The organism is Sphingosinicella sp. (assembly GCF_041916975.1).
In the GTDB taxonomy this organism is placed as follows: domain Bacteria; phylum Pseudomonadota; class Alphaproteobacteria; order Sphingomonadales; family Sphingomonadaceae; genus Sphingosinicella.
Window position 1 is genome coordinate 3,258,995 of record NZ_JAYRYK010000001.1, and the last position, 18,857, is coordinate 3,277,851.

The window sequence follows — 18,857 nt, forward strand, 5'->3', positions numbered from 1 at the left end:
GGGGACAAAGAATGGACGTCAGCGCCTCGGGGCATACCCCTGCAATCTCCCATCCCTCAGGCGCCAGCCTCGTTCAGCGCTATTGGGTTCTGGCGGTGATGACGCTGGTCTATGCGCTCAACATCGCAGACCGCTTTGTCCTTTCGACATTGATCGAACCGATCAAGGCGGAGTTCGCGTTGTCGGATAGCGCCGTCGGTTTCCTTACCGGCGTTGCGCTTGCCTTGTTCTATACGACCGCCGGGTTGCCTCTCGGCATCCTGGCAGACCGCGTCAACCGCAAGAAGATGATCGGCTGGGCACTCGCAATCTGGTCAATCTTCACGGCCTTCTGCGGGCTCGCGCAGAATTTCTGGCAATTGCTCATCGCACGTATCGGTGTCGGCGTCGGCGAGGCCGGCGGCACGCCGCCCTCGCATTCCATCATCGCCGATTATTTCCTGCCGTCCGAACGTGTCATCGCGATGTCGATCTACGCGCTCGGCGTCTCGCTCGGGTCCGCGATCGGCGGCATCGGCGGCGGGCTGCTGACCGAACAGTTTGGCTGGCGAACCTGCCTCATCATCTTTGCCTTCGCCAGCCTCCCGGCGCTCCTCATGCTCCTTACGATTCGCGAACCGCGTCGTGGCGCCTGCGATCCCGGCGTCAGCGCCACTGCGCAAAAGCCGGGCTTCCGGGAATCGCTGGATTTCATCCGCTCACAGCGCGCGCTGATACATGTAATTGCTGGCGGCACCGTTGCGACGTTCGCTGGCGGCGGTCTCGTGTGGTGGACACCGGCCTTCCTTGGAAGATCACATGGCTTCAGTGTCGGCGAGGCCGGGCTCCAGGTCGGGCTGATGAGCGGCGCGGCGGGTGCGGCGGCGATGATCGCCGCAATGTTCCTGATGTTCCGCATGGCGCGCATGGACCCGAAATGGCAGTGCTATTTCCTTGCGGGCTTGACACTGCTCATCACGATTCCCGGTGTTGCCGCCCACGTGGTTTCGGATCGCGCGACGGCCATCGCGCTGCTGTGGCTTTTCGTGCCCTTCATCAATGTGATGATCGGGCCGAGCCTCGCGCTCATCCAGAATCTGACACGCCCTGATGTGCGCGGGTTCACGGTCGCCGTTCTGCTGTTCACGGCAAACATTGCGAACCTTGCGATCGCGCCGCAGCTGATCGGTTTCGTGTCGGACATCCTCGCCAGCCGGATCGCCGATCCCGCCCAATCGCTGCGCTATGCCCTGGCCGGCTTCGGGCTGACAGGCATCTGGGCGGCATGGCATTTCTATGCTGCAGTGGGTTCGCTGAGATCGGATCTTGCGAGGGCAGGGAGCGCCTGATCGCATTCGGGCGGAAAGCAATATCGTGGCAACAGCATCATCCGTATCCGCTCCCACCGCACAGGGTGAAGAGCAGAGCTTCCTCGGCCACCCCAAGGGCCTAGCCTATCTCGCGTTCACCGAGGCGTGGGAGCGCCTGTCCTTCTACGGCATGTCGAGCTTGCTGCTGCTCTACCTCATCCAGCGACTGCTGACGCCGGAGATCGCAGGCAGCGTGCTCGCGTTCGGCAGCCTTCGGGCGGGGATCGAGACGCTCACCGGACCGCTTTCGAACCAAGCCTTCGCGAGCCAGGTGTTCAGTCTCTATTCGGGGCTCGTGTATTTCACGCCGGTGTTCGGCGGAATGCTGGCGGACCACCTGCTGGGGCAGCGGCGCACGGTGGTGCTGGGCGCTCTGCTCATGGTCGCGGGTCATGTCCTGATGGTCTTTGATGCGAGCTTCCTGATCGCCCTGTCGCTGCTGATCCTGGGAACGGGCTGTCTCAAGGGGAACATCTCGGCGCAAGTCGGGCAGCTTTACGCGCCGGGTGACGAGGGGCGGCGGACCCGTGCCTTTGCGATCTTCTATGCGGCGATCAACACCGGCGCACTGCTGGGGCCGCTGGTGTGCGGCATTCTCGCGCAGATCTATGGTTGGCACGTCGGCTTCGGCGCAGCCGGGGCGCTGATGCTGATCGCGCTTGTTATCTACGGTGCGGGCTGGAAGCATCTCCCTCCCGACCGCAAACGGCAGCGGGGTATGGGCGCACCCGCGGCACTGACAGCACGGGATTGGCGGATCATTGCCGCGCTGCTGTTTGTGAGCCTGGTCGGGGTCTTGCCCTTCGCTGCCTATTTTCAGGAAATGAATGCTGGTCTGTTGTTCATTGAAGCGTCGGTGGACCGCGGGCTGTTCGGCTGGACCGTTCCGGCAACATCGTTCAACGCGCTCGACGGCCTCTTCTGCATCATTGCGGTGCCGCTGTTGATTGTCCTTTGGCAGTGGCAGGCAAAGCGGGGTCGCGAACCGCATGATCTCAGCAAGATCACATTCGGCTATCTGATCATTGCCGCCGCCAATCTGATGATGGTCGTTCCCGCTGGGTGGGTAGACAAGGGCGAGACCGTCAGCGCGCTCTGGCCGGTCGCGTTATACGCGCTGAACGCCCTTGGGTTCATATTCTTTTGGCCGACACAGTTGGCGCTCTATTCGCGCGCGGCGCCGGCGCAGGTCAATTCGACGATGATGGGCATTCTTTTCCTGTCCATCTTCGTTGCCAATCTCCTCGTCGGCACGCTCGCCGGATTATGGGAGACACTGAGCCACGCCAGCTTCTTCGCACTCCACGCAGCGCTCGCCTTCGGAGCATTCCTGATCATGCTGCTCGCGATGCGTCCGATTGAGAAACTGCTGGCGCAGCCTCATCCTTGAACCCGGCCCGCGGGCGTCAAGCTGCCAGCGTCTGGACGACGTCGAGAAAGGATCGGACCAGCCGGCTTTCGCCGCGCTCTTTCAGCCAGTAGACATGGGTGCTTGTCATCACCGGATCCCCTTTGATCCGGATGGCGCGAAGGTGCGGGCCTTCGATATATTCGGCTTGCGAAACCGCGCCGATGCCGAGCCCACGCCCAACGGCTTCCCGGATCGCCTCGCGGCTGCCGATCTCCATGGCGACGCGCGGGCGAACGTGCTCGCTGTGCATCGCGGTTTCGAGTGCCTTGCGGGTCGTCGAACCCAGCTCCCGCATGATCATCGTCTGGCCGTGGAGCGCGCTCAGAGCGATTTCCTTTCGGCCGGCCAGCGGGTGATTCGCGGCAACGAACAGGATCACCGGATGCGATTTGAATGCCATGCTCGCATAGCGCTCGTCCTCCGAAAAGCTGGCGAGGATCGCAACGTCGCATTGATAGTCGCCGAGGCTCTTCAGCACCGCCTCGGAATTGCCGAGCGTTACCGAAATTCGGATGCCTGAATAGCGCGTATTGTAGGCGGCGATCATCTCGGTGACGTGAAAAGGCCCGACCGCGCCGATACGCAGGGCGCCCGTGCGCAGCGCGCCGTTGTCGCGCAGCAGAAGCTCGGCCTCCGCCTCCAGGGCCTTGATCTGCCGCGCGATCGGCAGCAGCGCCTCGCCCACGTCCGAAAGCAGGGTGCGGTGACCGCGCCGGTGGAAGAGTTCGACGCCGAACCCACGCTCCAGCGCCTGAATCTGCGAAGTCACCGTCGCTTGACTGAGCGACAGTGCACGCGCTGCCGCCGTGAAGCCGCCGTGACGCGCGACAGCGATGAAGCTCCGAAGCTGGGATAGGTTCATAAGCGGCGAATACCCATAGATATTTTCAGTTATATGACGAAGTAGTATCATTTCTTTCGATGCATTGGCTGTCACAATGGCCGTCTAGTCCGCAGGCACATTCGCTCCTCGCCTGAGAAAGTTTCGGACTTGTCGGTTCCTGCCATCCATTCCTCGCTTCCCGTGCGTGCTGTGCTTTTCGATTGGGCGGGGACCATCATCGATTTCGGGTGCATGGCGCCGCTGTGTGCATTCCGGCAGGCTTTCGAGGCATGTGGAATCGCCCTCACCGATGCGCAGATCAGGGCGCCGATGGGCAGCGCGAAGCGCGATCATATCCTCCGCATCCTTTCCGATCCCGAGGTTCACGCCCTGTGGATCGAACAGAACGGCGCCGAGCCGGTGTCTGCGGACATCGATCGGCTCTACGCCGCTTTCCTCGCGGCGGACGAGGCAGTTGCAACAGACTATTGCGATCTGGTCCCCGGCGTGCAGATGACCATCGAAGCCTTGGGCGAGCTGGGCATTCTGATTGGCGGAACCACCGGATATCCGCGCGCGATCATCGACCGGATTGCGCCCATCGTTGCAGCGCAGGGCATCCGCTTTGCGAGTTCAGTCACCGCCAGCGACGTGGAACACGGACGCCCGGCGCCGGACATGTGCCGTCTCGCCGCTGAACGGCTTGGCGTTGCGGAGCCGGCCAGCTGTGTGGTTGTCGATGATACGCTGGCCGGAATCGCGGCTGGGCGGTCTGCGGGAATGTGGAGCGTGGGCGTCGCGGCCAGCGGCAACGAACTCGGCTTGCCGCTTGGCGTGTGGCAGGCGATGCCGGTGCGCGAACGCGAGCCGCGGCTGGGCCCGATCCGGGAACGGATGCGCGATGCCGGCGCGCATTTCGTGATCGATACGGTCGCGGATCTCGGGACGACGATTGATATCATCAACGGCAGGTTGGCGATGGGGAAGCGGCCATGAACGCCGACCCCGAAAATCCCGTCCGCGTCCTGTTCGGTGCCGGGATGCTGGACCGGATCGGCGAACTGGCAGGTGGGCGGCGTTATGCGCTGCTCACCTATGCCGATCCGCCCTTTGCCGGCCTCGCGGCGCGGGTCGTTCGCGATGCGGGTGCGCCGGCATTGCTGTTCGATCGCGTTGTGCCGAACCCCTCGCTCGATATGCTGCGCACGCTTTGCGAATCGGCACGAAGCATCGAAGCGCCGATCGAGCTTTGCATTGCGCTGGGTGGCGGCTCGGTGATCGATGCGGCCAAGGCTTTCGCCTTCGGACATGGCGATTACGATGTCCTGTTGGACGCCGTCGCGGGCAAGCCGGTGCCGCCTCGGCGCGTGCTTCCGATCATCGCGATTCCCACGACGGCGGGAACCGGCAGCGAGGTCACCTGCTGGGCCACGCTCTGGGATACGGCCAACGGCCGTAAACTCTCGCTCGAACGGCCGGAACTTTATCCGGAAGCCGCGATCCTCGATCCGCTTCTGATGACCGGTCTTTCGAGACAGCAGACATGTGCGAGCGGTCTGGACGCGTTTTCCCATGCGCTCGAAAGCCTATGGAATCGCAATGCGGACGTGTGTTCGCGTGGACTCGCCGTTGAGAGCGCGCGGATCATTCTCGATGCCTTGCCGTGCGTGCTCGCCGATCCGGCAAGCCTTCACGAACGCACGGAGCTCGCGCGCGGCGCATTGCTGGCGGGGTTTGCCTTTTCGCGAACCCGCACCGCGCTCGCCCACAGCCTGTCCTATGCGCTGACGATTGATTACGGCGTTCCCCACGGCATCGCCTGCTCGTTCTGCCTGCCTGCCGTCATGCACGCGGCGCTCGGCGTGTCGGCGGATTGCGATGCGGCGATCGAGACGATTTTCGGCTGCGCGCCTTCAGACGCGCCAGCGAAGCTCGAAGCATTCCTGACCAGTGTCGGAATTGCCGTGCACCCCTCCGCCTACGGCGTCGATGCCGACGCGTGGAAGCATATCGTGGCGCAGGCTTTCGATGGCGCGCGCGGGCGCAATTTCATCGGCACGCCGGAGGCCTTCCCGGATTTCTTCGCAGCCTTGCCGCGCACCGGGAAAAGACAGGCGCACTCATGAAGCACGAAGCCCCGGACAAAGCCGTGATAGCGAGCGATGCGCTGGAACGGCTCGACCAGATGCCGTGGTCGCGCTTCCACACCACCCTCACGCTGGCGCTCGGCGTCGGCTGGGCGCTCGATTCCTTCGAAACCAACATCATCGGCAGCGTTCTCGGCATCCTCAAGGATCACTGGCATCTGAGCGCGGAGCAGGGCGGCTGGGTGGTGAGCACCTGGGTCGGCGGCATGATGGTGGGGGCACTGCTTTTCGGCTATCTCGCCGATCGCTTCGGTCGCAAGTGGCTCTTTCTGGCAACGCTGCTCTGGTACGCATTGTTCAGCGTTCTCACCGTGTTTTCTTGGAACTTCGAATCGTTCCTCGTGTTCCGTGCGCTGACGGCTCTTGCTGTCGGTGGAGAATACGCGGCGGTCACGGCTGCGATGGGTGAATTCATTCCCCGGAAACACCGGGGTAAAACGGATTCGCTGATCCTTTCCGGCTTTCCGCTCGGTGCGCTCGCATCGGCGGGTGTCGCCTATGCCGTATTGCAGACGCTCCCGGCGGATATCGCGTGGCGCGTCGGCTTCGGTCTCGGCACGACGATGGCGATCGCCTTCTTCTGGATTCGCAAGGTGATACCGGAATCGCCGCGCTGGTTGATCCAGCAGGGACGAATTGCGGAAGCCGAAGCCATTGTCGATCGGATCGCGTCCTTCGCGCGGCCCGAAGACAAAGAGGCCGCCGCGCGACGCTGGCCGCCCGTCGCCGTAACCGTGATGCCCATCACCATCGCACGCACCGTCCGCACGCTGATCAACCCGTACGGCGGGCGGCTGCTGCTGGCGAGTGCGCTCAATTTCTCGCAGGCAGCGGTCGTCTACGGCGTCATCAGCCTGATGAGCCTTGTGACCCTGCCGTACATGCAGGTGCCGGCGATCGATCTGCCGCTCTATTACGCGGCCGGCAATGCGACAGCGCTCCTCGGCGGGCTGACGGCAGCGCTGCTCGTCGATGTGTGGGGACGCCGCGCGTCGCTGCTCGCGAGCTATTCCTTCACGATGGCCGCGGCGGTGTTCCTTTATGCGGCGGATAGCCTTCCCGCGATGGTCGCAGGCTATTGCCTCGTCCAGTTCGGCGTCACCTGGGCTTATATCTCTGCCTACGTCATCTCGGCGGAAATCCTGCCGACGCACATCCGCGCGACCGGGCTCGGCGCGTCAGTCGCGCTCGGGCGGCTCGGCGCGGTGCTCGCCCCGCCGCTGCTGACGGGCGCCTTCGCCGCCTATCACCATCCTTCCGCCGCACTGCTTGTTCTGCTGCTTCTTACTGCACCCGGTCCGATCGCTGCCGCGTTCTGGTGGGTGAGGGGGCGCGAGACGCGGGGGCTTTCGCTGGAGGCGGGAAGCCTGACCGGCACGCCCGATCCTGTCACGACTCACGCGGGCATTTCCCGCCCTGCTGCAAATCCACATTCCTCATGGAGCGAGGTGAAGCCATGAATATTTCCATCAATCGCCGTTCGCTGATCGAAGCGGCCTTTCTCGGCGCCGGTATTGCAGCGTTGCCGCGCGCAGCATGGGCCTCCCCGACACGCGGGTTCACGCACAGCGTCGCCAGTGGCGAGCCCTCGGCGGACGGTGTCACGCTCTGGACACGCTACGTCCGGCCCGATGCCGGAGAGGCACGTCTCAAGGTGGAGATCGCGGAAGATGATCGTTTCCGCGCGGTCGTTGCCGCAGGCGAGGCGGTGGCCGGGCCGGAAAACGATTACTGCGCGCACATCCGGCCGACGGGGCTGCGGCCCGGGCGCCATTATTACTACCGCTTCACCGCGCCCGGCGGCGAGGTTTCGCCGACCGGACGGACCAAAACATTGCCGTCCGGTTCGCTCGACCGCTTCCGCATTGCCGTCATGTCCTGCTCCAACATCACGTCGGGCTGGTTCACGGCTTACAGCCATGCCGCGGCACGCGACGACATCGATCTCATCGTGCATCTGGGTGACTATATCTACGAGTCGCCGACGACACGCTCCGACGCGCTTGCCGAGCTTGCGCGTGTGCGCGACGTGCAGCCGCTCGGCGAGATCGAGACGCTTGCCGATTATCGCCTGCGCTATGCGAGTTATCGCAACGATCCCGCGCTTCAGGAGCTTCATCGGCTGCACCCGTGGGTGGTGATGTGGGACGATCACGAAACCGCGAACAATTCCTGGACCGGCGGGGCTGAGAACCACAGCGATACAGAGGGATTCTGGGCGCTGCGCGCGGCGGCGGGCGTAAGGGCATTTCGCGAATGGCTGCCGGCGGGCAGTGACTATGCTGCCTATCAGCTCGGCGACCTTGCAACGATGTACCGGCTGGAAACGCGCCTCCTCGCACGCGACCGACAGTTCGACCCGCAGACGTTTTTGGCGCGGGCCGGAAACGCCGAACAGGCCATCGCCGATTTCGTGAATGGACCGCTGGCGGATTCGAACCGTCAGCTGCTGGGGCCGACACAGCTTGGTTGGCTTGCGGATGGCATGAAGGCCTCCGTTTCGGCGGGCACCAAATGGCAGGTGCTTGCTCAGCAGGTCATCATGGCGCCGCTCGTGATGCCCTCGATCACGTCGTCTTGGTTTGCATCCGATTTCGTTCCCGATGCGAAGGAGAGCGCAGAGCTGGAGCTTACCAACCGTATGCACCGTGCCGGCCTGCCGATCGGCATGGATCGATGGAACGGCTACCCCGCCGAACGGACGCGCGTCCTGCAGGCCGCCACGGCCGCGGGTGCCAGTCTCGTGACGCTGAGCGGCGACAGCCACAACGCCTGGGCGAGCGATCTGATGCTGGACGGAAAACCCGCGGGTGTCGAATTGTGCGTCCAGTCGGTGTCGTCGTTTGGGTTGGAACGCCGCTTCACCGGAAATGCAGATGCCATCGCGCGCGATTACTGCGACATTAATCCCAACCTCAAGTGGTGCGATACGAGCCGCCGTGGCTACATGGTGATCGATTTCACGCCGACAGGTCTTTCCTGTGACTGGCTGTTCCTGCCGTCGCGCCTCGAAAAATCAGCCACGGTTACCGGTGCGCACAGGCTTGTTTCAGATCTGCGCAGCCATCGCCTCTCGGCCGCCTGATCGACTTTTCATCCCAAACCAACACAAACCTTCCGGAGAATTCCCATGCGCTCACATGCGATGTTTTCGCGACGTCTTCTGCTCGCCAGGGCCGTTATCCTCACCTCGGCAGCGTCCGTTCCGGGTCTGGCACTTGCCGCCGATCTGCAGGGTGTCGTCACCAATCCGGCGCTCTCCCGTCCGGTCAGCGGCGCGCGCGTCAGCATCGAAGGCACCGCCCAGCCGGTCTGGACTGATGAGGGCGGCCGTTACCGTCTCACCGGCATCGCGCCAGGCGTGTATAATGTCCATATCGATCTGTCCGGCTACAAGCCGTTCGTTGGTGCGGTGACGGTACCCGCGGAAGGCGCGGCCACGCTTGATGCCGAAATTCAGCTCGTTGAGGCGGACGGCAACGAAATCGTGGTCCTGGGCTCGCGCGTCTCGCGTCTGCTGTCTGTCGAACGCAAGCGGGCGCTGCCCACGATTTCGGACGTCGTCTCCGCAGACACGATCGGCCAGCTTCCGGATTACAACACGGCGCAGGCCTTGCAGCGTCTGCCGGGTATCTCCGTCGAGACCGATCAGGGTGAACCGCGTTACGTCGTTGTGCGCGGCGTTGATCCCAATCTCAATCAGGTGACGGTCGACGGCAATCTTGTCGGCATTCCCGAAGCCGAGGGGCGCCGCGTCGCACTCGACACGATCCCTTCGGATCTCGTCGCTGCCATCGAAGTCGTGAAGGCGGTCACGCCGGACTATGATGCCAACGCCGTGGGCGGCAGCATCAATATCGTGACGCCGACGGCGTTCGATCGCACCGAAGACTTCTTCTTCGTGTCGGGCAAGACCTCCTATTCCGATGCAGCCGACAAGTTCGGCTTCAGTGGCAGCGCCACGTACGGCACGAAATTCGGCGCCGACGATCAGTTCGGCATCGTGCTTGCCGCCAGTTATTCGAAACGCTTCATCCACAGTCAGCTCGCCGGTCCGCGCGGCTGGACCGATTTCGGGGAGGAGACCGCGCCGACCTCGATCGTGCTCTATGACTATCGCATCATGCGTGAACGCATCGGCGCGCTCGCCAATCTCGATTGGCGCCCGAACGACAAGACGCGCTTTTACGTCCGCACGATCTACAACGAGTACACCGACGAGGAAGAGCGGGACCAGTTCAACTGGGAATTGGCGCGCGGCACGCGCACCTTCCCGGCCGAGGATCAGGTGAGCTGGTCGCGGGGACGCGCGACGCGCGAGTTCCGGCAGAACAACCAGACGCAGAAGCTTTACAACATCTCGCCCGGTACCGAACTGACCTTCGGCGATATGCAGCTCGATCTCAACTACACCTATGCGCGTGCGCAGGAGCACACACCCGTGCGCGACGATATCGAGTTCCGTTCGGTCGATACGCTATACAGCACGCTCGACCTTACCAAGCCGAGCCCAACGTTCGTGAGCTATAATCCTGCGGCGCTCGATCCCGCGGCCTATCCGCTTCGCCGCATCCGTATGCGCAGCGAGGAGATCGATGAGGATCTGAACGCCTTCCGCGCCGATCTGCGCTACGACATTCCGGGCATGGAGGGCACCTTCCTGAAGGTCGGCGCCAAGTTCACCGACCGGAAGAAGCACCGCGACAATCGCCAGTCGCTGCAGACACCCTCAGCCGCGGTTACGTTCGCCGACACCGGCACCTATTCGGCCGAGCACATCCCGTTCTTCGACGGCGTCTACGATTTCGGGCCGGGCATGGATTATCAGGGCGTCCTTGATTATTTTGCCGCGCGCCCTGGCTCGCTCGTGCTCGACGAGACGGCCACCTACATCAACGATCATAGCCTCGATTACGACATCCACGAAAAGATCTATGCCGGATACGGCATGGCGAATGTGCAACTCGGCGATCTCACGGTGATCGGTGGCGTTCGCGTCGAGAAGACGAAGGGTGATTACAGCGCCTTCGCTATTCGCGACACCGACGGTGACGGTACGCTGGAAACGTCGGATATCGTGCCGATCGCTCTCGGCACGAACTATACCGACGTGCTGCCGAGCCTTCATCTCAACTATCGCATCCGGCCGGATCTGATCGCGCGCGCTGCCTGGACGAACACCATCGGCCGCCCGAATTACGATGCGCAGGTCCCGACCTTCGAGGAAGAGGACGGCTCCGGCGCTGCCGGCAATCCGAGCCTCGCGCCCTACAAGGCGATGGGCCTCGATGTGTCGCTCGAATATTATCCGGGCGCCGATACGCTCGTATCGCTTGCGGCGTTCTACAAGAAGATCAAGAACCCGATCTTCACGCGCACGATCTACGATACCAGCTTCGCCGGTGTCCCTCTGCTGTCGCTGTCGCAGCCGCAGAACGCCGATTCCGGCGAATTGAAGGGCCTCGAACTCGGCGTGCAGAAGCGCCTGACCTTCCTGCCGCAGCCCCTCGATGGTCTCGGCGTCTCACTGAATGGCACCTTCGTCGATTCGAGTGTGGATGTGCCGGGGCGGGAAAGCGAAGACCTGCCGTTCTTCCGCCAGTCCAAATGGCTTTTCAACGCGGCGCTCTTCTATGAAAAAGGCCCGTTCGAAGCCAAGGTCGCGGTTACCTTCCGCGACGACTACCTGACCGGGATCGGCGCAAACGCGGCCGGTGATACGTATGTGAAAGCCCGCACCGTCATCGATGCCCGCGCGGCCTACCGCGTTACGGACAGGATCGAGGTCTTCGTCTCGGGCGCCAATCTGAACGACGCCTCGGCCGTGATCTATCAGGCGACGCCGCGCCAGCTCGTGAGCGACGAGGTTTACTCCTACACGGTCGATTTCGGCGTCAACGTCAGGTTCTGATCCCGCCGGACACATGCCGGTCACATGCATCTGCCATGTGACCGGCATTCCAGCGGCCAACCAGAAACTCCACGAGAGAGCTCCATGACCCAGGCCCGGTTTGCGAGATACATCCTGTTGCTCGGCGCGTTCACGGTCCTGCCGGCTGCGGCGGCTGCGCAGACGGCGGCGCCGTCAAGCGATGCGCGCCTCATCCTTGTCACGATCGACGGCGTACGCTGGCAGGATCTGTTCAGGGGTGCCGACCCGGAACTCGCCGCGGACAAGGCGCAGACGAAGAAGGCAGCCGAGGTTCACGACCGCTATATCGCACCGGCTGATCGCCCCCGCGCACTCGCGCCCTTTCTGCACAGCTTCCCGCAGCGGGGCGGCGTATTGATCGGGAACCGCGATCAGGGGTCCTGCATGCGCGTCGCCAATCGCTATTGGTTCTCCTATCCCGGATACAGCGAGATGCTGACGGGGCGGGTGGGCTGGGCGAACAGCAACGCCCCAGTGGACAATCCCGATACGACCGTGCTGGAATGGCTTAACCGGCAGCCCGGCTATGCAGGGCACGTCCGCGTCTTCGCGACCTGGGCCGTCTTCCCGGCCATCGTCAATGCGAAGCGCAGCGGCATTCCTGTCAATGCGGGCCTTGTGCCGCTTCCGGGTAACGATCCCGAGATCGCAGCACTCAATAAGGTACAGAACGATCTGCCGCGCCCATGGAATCTCGATGAGCGTTACGATGCGCTCACCCACGCTTTCGGACTGCGGTCGCTCATGGCCGATGCGCCGCGCGTTCTCCATGTCGCCTACGGTGAACCCGATGCGCACGCCCACGCCGGCGCCTACGACGAATATCTGATTGCGACCGAGCGCGCCGATCGTTTCGCGCGCGAACTCTGGGACGCCGCGCAGGCCGACCCGGCATGGGCAGGGAGGACGACGCTCATCGTCACCACAGATCATGGCCGGGGCGAACTCGGCCCCTTGAAAGACGGCTGGCGCCATCACGGCAGCGGGCTCGATGAGGCCGGAATGCAACATCCCGAGCGCGCGCGTACGGGCTCGGACCAGAGTTGGGCGGCCATACTCGGCCCGGCACCGCTTGTCGCCGAAGCAGCGCCGGGAGTGTGCGCGACCGCAAGCCAGATCGCTGCGACCGCGCTTCAGGCGCTGGGATTCGACCGGAGCCGCTACGATCCCCGGTCAGCACCGCCGCTGGTCCGCCCGGTCGGTGAATAGCGCCGGAAAATAGCGCCCCGCCGCGATCAGTGCTTGTGAGCGTCTGCCTTGGCGGGCTTCGTGTAGGGCACGAACTTGCCGAGCCCCACTGATCCCGCCTGCATGTGCGATCCGGAATCGAAGAGGCGCACGATATCGACCGAGCAGAGCTGGTCCGAATGCGTGTTCGTGACCAGCACATAGTCTCGCCGTAGTGATGCCGCGCCCGAGTCGGGCGTGTTGACATAGATCGTGCCGCCCGCCGTTTCATAAACGATCGCCTTGCGGTCGATGATCCGCGATGAGCGGATGTCCCGCTGCCTCAGGCAGTCCTGCGGCTTGCCGGCGACGCGGCCTTCGATGGCGCGCGCGAGCTGTTCGTCAGCGGTTTGCGTTTTTGCCTGCGCGGCGGTGCCGGCGAGCAATGCGCCGGAAAGAAGAATGAAGAACGACCTTTTCATGTTGGCCTTCCTTTTCGCTGGGTGATCTGAAGCCTGTGCGCCTATTTCCGCCTACGAACATGGCTGGAGAATGAACGGCGCGTATCGGCAGGCAGGCACGGCTTACACGCGAATGAGCAGCACCACGATCGCCAGCTGCAACAGCGTTTGGGCGGCAAGGAAGGCCAGCAGGAGTGGCGGCGCGGCCCGCAGGTCTTCAAGCCGGGTGGAAAGGCCGAGGGCAGCGACGGCTGCGGTCAGCAGCCATGTCGCCGCCGTGCTGCCGAGGCTGACGAGGAGCGGCGGAGCGATCCCGAAACCCGCGACCAGGGCAAGGACGACGTAAGCGACCAGAAACGTGGGCAGCAACTGGGGGCGCGTGCCGCCGTCGTGTTTCGCGCGAAGCAGGATTCCGAAGCCTAGAACGATCGGCAAAAGTCCCGCGACGCGGATCATCTTCACGGCAACGGCCTGCGTTGCGACCTCCGGGGATATCGCAAGGCCTGCTCCCGCCACCTGTGCGACATCATGGATGGCCGCGCCGAACAGCAGCGCGGTTTCGGCGGGGGAAAAGCCGAGCGCCGCAGCGAGCGGCGGATACGCCAGCATCACGATCGTGCTCAGCAGCGAGACAACGATGACGACGAGCGTGGTCATCCGTTCAAGCGCGGCGCGCTGCGGAAAGATCGCGGAGACTGCCAGCGCGGCGGACGCGCCGCAGACCGCCACAGCGGCGGCGGCCACGGCCGCGACCTGCCGATCGCGCAGCATGGGCCTCGCGATCAGATAACCGGCACCGATCGTGGCTGCGAGCGAAACCGCGACGATGCCGATCGCGCCGGGGCCGAGCGCGGCGAGATCAGGTGCCGCCAGCCGAAGCCCGAGCAGCGCCACGGCGATGCGCAGCAGCGTACGGCTGCAATAGCGTATGCCGGGCTCGGTCGTCTCCGCGGGCCCGGGAAGCAGCGCACGCGCGATCATCCCCAATATCAGTGCGGCGACCACACCGGGCAGCGCCGAAACGCTTGCGATTCCGATCGCGCCTGCTGCCAGCGAAGCGCAGAGCGCGATGCCTGAAAGGAACAGTGTTGTGCGCGGCCGTGCGTTTGCGCCGGCGCCGGCCTGCGCCGGATCGCTCCCGATGCTGGCCACGGCTAGCGGGCGCCGCTCAGGTCTCCGTCGATACGGGGAAGCCGGCGGTCGCGGTGCGCGACCATCCGGTCATGAAGAATGCGAATCTGGTCGCTGCCGGTCCGCACGAACAGGAACGGCAGCAGCCCATGGAGCAGGCAAGCGAGACAGCCGCCGAACATGCGCATCGAAAAGCCGAACGACATGGCCATGTGTTCGAAATAGCTCTCGCCCACCGAGGCCGGATGATTCGTGAAGAGCCCGAAAAATGACCGCATGTGTCCACCGCCCCGTTGTCCGTCCGCTGATGGACGCAGAATAGAGAGAGGGGGACAGAAGGTGGCACCAAATGCGCTACAATTCTCCGACATTCTTGGGAAATTTAGCCGAAATTTCGGACATGTATGGAATGTGATCCCAAGGTGGGACAAGAGCAAGCCATAGCTGTAAATCGCGTTCGCACAGCGGCAGGACTGCGATATGTCCTTCCGGGGAGGCGGCTGTGGATGCGCCTTGCGTGGGGGGAATCGGGTGCAGATGATTTTCGTTCGGCCGGCTTACCGGCAGCTTGGCGTGCTCACCGTCTTTGCAATCCTGCTAGACGGTCTTGATGGTCAGGCGCTGAGTTTTGCTCTGCCCGCCATCGCCGCCGAATGGGGCGCAGAGAAGAGTGCGTTCGGCCTCGTTTTCATGGCCGGGCTCGTCGGTATGGCGGCGGGAACCATCGTGCTCGGCTATGTCGGTGATCGTTTCGGCAGGCACATCGCACTCGGGATCAGTGTTGTTCTGTTCGGCCTGTTTACGGGGCTTTGCGCCTGGGCTGGCAGCGTGAATGAAATCCTCCTCCTGCGGTTTATTGCCGGTCTCGGCATGGGCGGCGCGCTTCCGAATGCTGCTGCGCTGATGTCGGAAACCATAGCGCCGCGATGGCGGGCCGTCGCGGTGACCGCCACGATCCTCTGCATTCCGCTCGGCGGGATGCTGGGTGGTATCCTTGCGTCGTGGGTGCTGCCTACGTTTGGCTGGCGGCCGCTGTTCATCGGTTGCGGCGTAGCCTCGATCCTGCTCGGCGCGCTCCTGTTCCTTCAGAAGTACGAAGCCGCGCCCGCGCCCGAAACGCCGGATGTCAGCCCGTTGCCCTCGCCGGGTTTCGCCAAAACGCTCGCTCTGGTGCTCGGCAAGGATGCACGGCGCGACACGCTGGCGATGTGGATTTCGTATTTCTGGTCGCTGATGGCCGTATACCTCTCGCTCAACTGGCTGCCGAGCCTGCTTGTCGGCGCGGGGTTCGATCTCGGTGATGCCAGCATCGGTGCTGCGCTTTTTAACTGCGGCGGCATCGTCGGCGCACTCCTCGGCGCAGTGCTCATTCGCAGATTCGGGTCGCGGACCGTGCTTGTCACGATGGCACTTGGCGGCGGCGTCACCAGCGTGCTGCTCGCGAGCTTTCCGCCACATCCTGGCGCATTCCTGATCAGCGTTTCGCTGATCGCCCTGCTCGGCGTGTCCAGCGCGGGCATTCAGTCGATTCTCTTCGCGGTCGCCGCGCAGCTCTACACGGTCGAGACACGATCGACTGCGATCGGTGTGGCACTTGGCTTCGGGCGGACGGGTGCGATGATCAGCGCTCTTGCGGGCGGCGTGCTCATTGGTTGGCAGGCTGGCGGCTTTTTTGTCACCATAGCGCTTCTGATGGCGCTGCTTGCCGTGTCGCTGATGATCCTGCGCCGGCATATCGAAAGGCACCGTGACCCGGCCTGACCCGGCATCGGCCATCACAGCGCCGAGGCCGGCCTTGATCCTTTGAAAGAAGCGGGACTATGACGGGTTCATATCCAAAGCTTCAGGGGATCTTTCATATGCGTCGTGTTGCTGCCGTCACCCTCGCCCTGCTTTCCACCTCGCTGCTCGCCGCGCAGCCCGCGCCGACGGACGAGGCCGTGACCCTCGTTTACGCTGGAACGCTGCTTGCCGAGCCCGGCAAGGCGCCGCGTGGACCGAGCACGATCATCATTCGGAATGGCAAGGTCGCGGAAGTGCGCGACGGCTATGCCGAGCCGGAGGCGGGCGCGAAGGTCGTCGACCTCAAGGACCGCTTCGTGCTGCCGGGCCTGATCGACCTCCACGTCCACTTCTACGGCATCGGCGGCGATCCGCTGCGCGCGCGGCTGACCGGCATGACCAACGATACGACCGACGACATGATGTATGCCGTCTCGAACGCGCGCGTCACGCTCGACGCCGGATTCACCACGGTGCGCGATCTTGGCGGCGATCCGCGCGGCATCCGCGCGCTGCGCGACGGCATCGAGCGCGGTGATGTCGAGGGGCCGACGATCGTGAACGCGGGTGCGCCGATTTCGGTGTCCGGCGGCCACGGCGACCCCTCGAACGGGCTTGCCGAGCCTTTCTACAACGCCGTCCACGAGCATCAGATCAACACGTGCGATGGCGCTGACGATTGCCGCCGCGCGGTGCGTCAGCAGGTTGCGCTCGGCGCGCAGGTCATCAAGTTCATGTCGACGGGCGGCGTGCTCTCCAACGTTTCGGGCGGTCTCGGCCGCTCGATGACCGACGAGGAGATCAAGGCGGTGATCGACACGGCGCACGGTCTCGGCCGCAAGGTTGCGACGCACAGCCACCATGCCGCGGGCACGAAGGCGGCGATTCCGGCGGGCGTCGACACGGTCGATCACGGCTCGTTCCTCGATGACGAGGCGATCAAGCTCCTGAAGACGCACGGCACGTGGCTCGTGCCGACCATGCTTGCGGCCAACACGGCCGTCACGCAGGCGCGCGCCGGCGCGCTGCCGCCCGCTGTGATCCCGAAGGCTGAGGAAGCGGCCGCCAACGCGTTCAACAGCCACAAGAAGGCGTTCGCGGCGGGCGTGAAGGTTGCGTTCGGCACGGACAGCGGCGTTTCGAAGCACGGCGACAACGCGAAGGAGTTCGCGCTGATGGTGAAGGCGGGCATGTCGCCTGCCGCCGCGCTTCAGGCGGCGACGGTGAACGCGGCCGAAGCACTCGGCCGCTCGGCGACCATCGGCACGATCACGCCGGGCAAGGATGCGGACATCATCGCCGTTGCGGGCAGCCCGCTCGACGATGTGACGCGCATGGAAAGCGTCGATTTCGTGATGCGCCGCGGCGTCGTCCACAAGGCGGGCGGCAAGCGCCAGGGCTTCCCGGCGGATTGAGGCCCGCCGTGATCGGGGAGGAGATGATCCGTTGACGGTTGCCGGCATCGCGCTTCCCCGCATCCTGCGGATCGGCGGCGGCGCAGCGCAGCAGCTTGCCGAGGTGCTCGGCGCGCTCGGCGTTGCGCGGCCGCTCGTCGTCACCGATTCCTTCCTCGCCGGGCAGGGTATGGTCGAGCGGCTGCTCGACGGACTGCATGCGGCCGGGATCACGGCGCGCGTCTTCACGGAGACGGTGCCGGATCCCACGGTCGCCTCGATCGAGGCCGGGCTCGCGTTCCTGCATGACGGGGATCACGACTGCGTCGTTGGCTTCGGCGGTGGCAGCCCGCTCGATAGCGCCAAGGCGATCGCCATGCTCGCCGTCCACGGCGGCGCGATGGCCGACTACAAGGTGCCGCACGTGCAGGATGTGCCGGGCCTGCCGGTGATCGCGATTCCCACGACAGCGGGCACGGGTTCGGAGGCGACGCGCTTCACGATCGTCACCGACGGTGAAACCGACGAGAAGATGCTCTGCGCGGGCCTCGCCTATCTGCCGGTCGCTGCCCTCGTCGATTACGAGCTGACGCTGGGCAAGCCGCGGCGGCTCACCGCCGACACGGGCATCGATTCGCTCACGCACGCGATCGAGGCCTACGTCTCGCGCAAGGCCAATCCGTTCAGCGACGGCATGGCGCTCTCGGCAATGCGCCTCATCGCGCCCAACATCCGCCGCGTCTGTACCGATCCCGGCGACCGCCCGGCGCGCGAGGCGATGATGCTCGGCGCGATGCAGGGCGGCATCGCCTTTTCGAACAGCTCGGTTGCGCTCGTCCACGGCATGAGCCGACCGATCGGCGCGCATTTCCATGTCCCGCACGGGCTTTCGAACGCCATGCTGCTCCCCGCCGTCACGGCGTGGTCGGCGCCTGCCGCCATGACACGCTATGCGGACTGCGCGCGGGCGATGGGTGTCGCCGAGGAGGGGGAGGGCGAACAGTCGGCGGTCGCGCGTCTGCTGGAAGAACTCTCTGCGCTCAATCGTGATCTCGATGTGCCGTCGCCCGCCGCGTGGGGCATAGATGCGGCGCGCTGGAACGATCTCGTGCCGCTGATGTGCTCGCAGGCGCTCGCCTCGGGCTCACCCGCGAACAACCCGCGCGTTCCTGGCGAAGCGGAGATGGCCGCGCTCTACGCCCGCGCCTGGGATGGCGTCGCGTAAGCACGACAGCGTGGCGTCAGCTGTGCCGGGCATGG

At 64.4% G+C, this 18,857-nt stretch carries 15 protein-coding genes; 11 read left to right on the forward strand and 4 right to left on the reverse strand.

The window, feature by feature from the left end; all coding sequences use genetic code 11:
• Positions 1 to 11: 11 nt before the first annotated feature.
• The gene (locus ACE3TJ_RS15465; RefSeq protein ID WP_374597695.1) at positions 12 to 1,328 is read left to right on the forward strand and encodes a spinster family MFS transporter; all 1,317 of its coding nucleotides are present in this window, start codon (positions 12 to 14) and stop codon (positions 1,326 to 1,328) included.
• A gap of 25 nt (positions 1,329 to 1,353) precedes the next feature.
• Positions 1,354 to 2,739 (forward strand): peptide MFS transporter, encoded by a 1,386-nt coding sequence (locus tag ACE3TJ_RS15470; protein ID WP_374597697.1) that lies wholly within the window; start codon positions 1,354 to 1,356, stop codon positions 2,737 to 2,739.
• 16 nt (positions 2,740 to 2,755) lie between these two features.
• Here ACE3TJ_RS15470 and ACE3TJ_RS15475 read toward each other — a convergent pair whose 3' ends face one another.
• A complete protein-coding gene (locus tag ACE3TJ_RS15475) occupies positions 2,756 to 3,622 on the reverse strand; it encodes a LysR substrate-binding domain-containing protein (RefSeq protein ID WP_374597699.1) in 867 nt (288 codons plus the stop codon).
• A gap of 129 nt (positions 3,623 to 3,751) precedes the next feature.
• On the opposite strand from ACE3TJ_RS15475, the gene phnX reads away from it, so the two are divergent.
• From phnX to ACE3TJ_RS15505, 6 genes are all read left to right on the forward strand, one after another.
• Positions 3,752 to 4,579: a phosphonoacetaldehyde hydrolase gene (phnX, locus tag ACE3TJ_RS15480; RefSeq protein WP_374597701.1), complete on the forward strand. Its 828-nt coding sequence runs from the start codon at positions 3,752 to 3,754 to the stop codon at positions 4,577 to 4,579.
• Positions 4,576 to 5,709: an iron-containing alcohol dehydrogenase PsrA gene (gene psrA / locus ACE3TJ_RS15485; RefSeq protein ID WP_374597703.1), complete on the forward strand. Its 1,134-nt coding sequence runs from the start codon at positions 4,576 to 4,578 to the stop codon at positions 5,707 to 5,709. The genes phnX and psrA overlap by 4 nt, the downstream gene beginning before the upstream one ends.
• Entirely contained in the window at positions 5,706 to 7,190 is a 1,485-nt protein-coding gene (locus ACE3TJ_RS15490; protein ID WP_374597705.1) for an MFS transporter, read from the forward strand. The genes psrA and ACE3TJ_RS15490 overlap by 4 nt, the downstream gene beginning before the upstream one ends.
• Positions 7,187 to 8,815 (forward strand): alkaline phosphatase, encoded by a 1,629-nt coding sequence (locus ACE3TJ_RS15495; RefSeq protein ID WP_374597707.1) that lies wholly within the window; start codon positions 7,187 to 7,189, stop codon positions 8,813 to 8,815. The genes ACE3TJ_RS15490 and ACE3TJ_RS15495 overlap by 4 nt, the downstream gene beginning before the upstream one ends.
• A gap of 45 nt (positions 8,816 to 8,860) precedes the next feature.
• On the forward strand, positions 8,861 to 11,641 hold the full coding sequence (locus tag ACE3TJ_RS15500; RefSeq protein WP_374597709.1) for a TonB-dependent receptor: 2,781 nt from the start codon (positions 8,861 to 8,863) through the stop codon (positions 11,639 to 11,641).
• Between the two features lie 84 nt (positions 11,642 to 11,725).
• On the forward strand, positions 11,726 to 12,871 hold the full coding sequence (locus tag ACE3TJ_RS15505) for an alkaline phosphatase family protein (protein ID WP_374597711.1): 1,146 nt from the start codon (positions 11,726 to 11,728) through the stop codon (positions 12,869 to 12,871).
• A gap of 26 nt (positions 12,872 to 12,897) precedes the next feature.
• Here ACE3TJ_RS15505 and ACE3TJ_RS15510 read toward each other — a convergent pair whose 3' ends face one another.
• The 3 genes from ACE3TJ_RS15510 to ACE3TJ_RS15520 form a co-directional block, all read right to left on the reverse strand.
• On the reverse strand, positions 12,898 to 13,311 hold the full coding sequence (locus tag ACE3TJ_RS15510; protein WP_374597713.1) for a hypothetical protein: 414 nt from the start codon (positions 13,309 to 13,311) through the stop codon (positions 12,898 to 12,900).
• Between the two features lie 102 nt (positions 13,312 to 13,413).
• Positions 13,414 to 14,442, reverse strand: coding sequence for a YeiH family protein (locus ACE3TJ_RS15515; protein ID WP_374597715.1), 1,029 nt, complete (start codon positions 14,440 to 14,442; stop codon positions 13,414 to 13,416).
• Between the two features lie 2 nt (positions 14,443 to 14,444).
• Complete coding sequence (locus ACE3TJ_RS15520) at positions 14,445 to 14,699, reverse strand: DUF6356 family protein (RefSeq protein ID WP_374597717.1); 255 nt, start codon at positions 14,697 to 14,699, stop codon at positions 14,445 to 14,447.
• Positions 14,700 to 14,958: 259 nt separating this feature from the next.
• On the opposite strand from ACE3TJ_RS15520, the gene ACE3TJ_RS15525 reads away from it, so the two are divergent.
• From ACE3TJ_RS15525 to ACE3TJ_RS15535, 3 genes are all read left to right on the forward strand, one after another.
• Positions 14,959 to 16,182 carry an MFS transporter gene (locus ACE3TJ_RS15525; RefSeq protein WP_374597719.1) on the forward strand — a complete coding sequence of 408 codons (1,224 nt, stop codon included), beginning with the start codon at positions 14,959 to 14,961 and terminating at the stop codon, positions 16,180 to 16,182.
• A gap of 98 nt (positions 16,183 to 16,280) precedes the next feature.
• Positions 16,281 to 17,618, forward strand: a complete 1,338-nt coding sequence (locus ACE3TJ_RS15530; protein ID WP_374597721.1) for an amidohydrolase family protein — start codon at positions 16,281 to 16,283, stop codon at positions 17,616 to 17,618.
• 31 nt (positions 17,619 to 17,649) lie between these two features.
• Positions 17,650 to 18,822 (forward strand): iron-containing alcohol dehydrogenase, encoded by a 1,173-nt coding sequence (locus ACE3TJ_RS15535; protein WP_374597723.1) that lies wholly within the window; start codon positions 17,650 to 17,652, stop codon positions 18,820 to 18,822.
• Positions 18,823 to 18,857 lie beyond the last annotated feature (35 nt).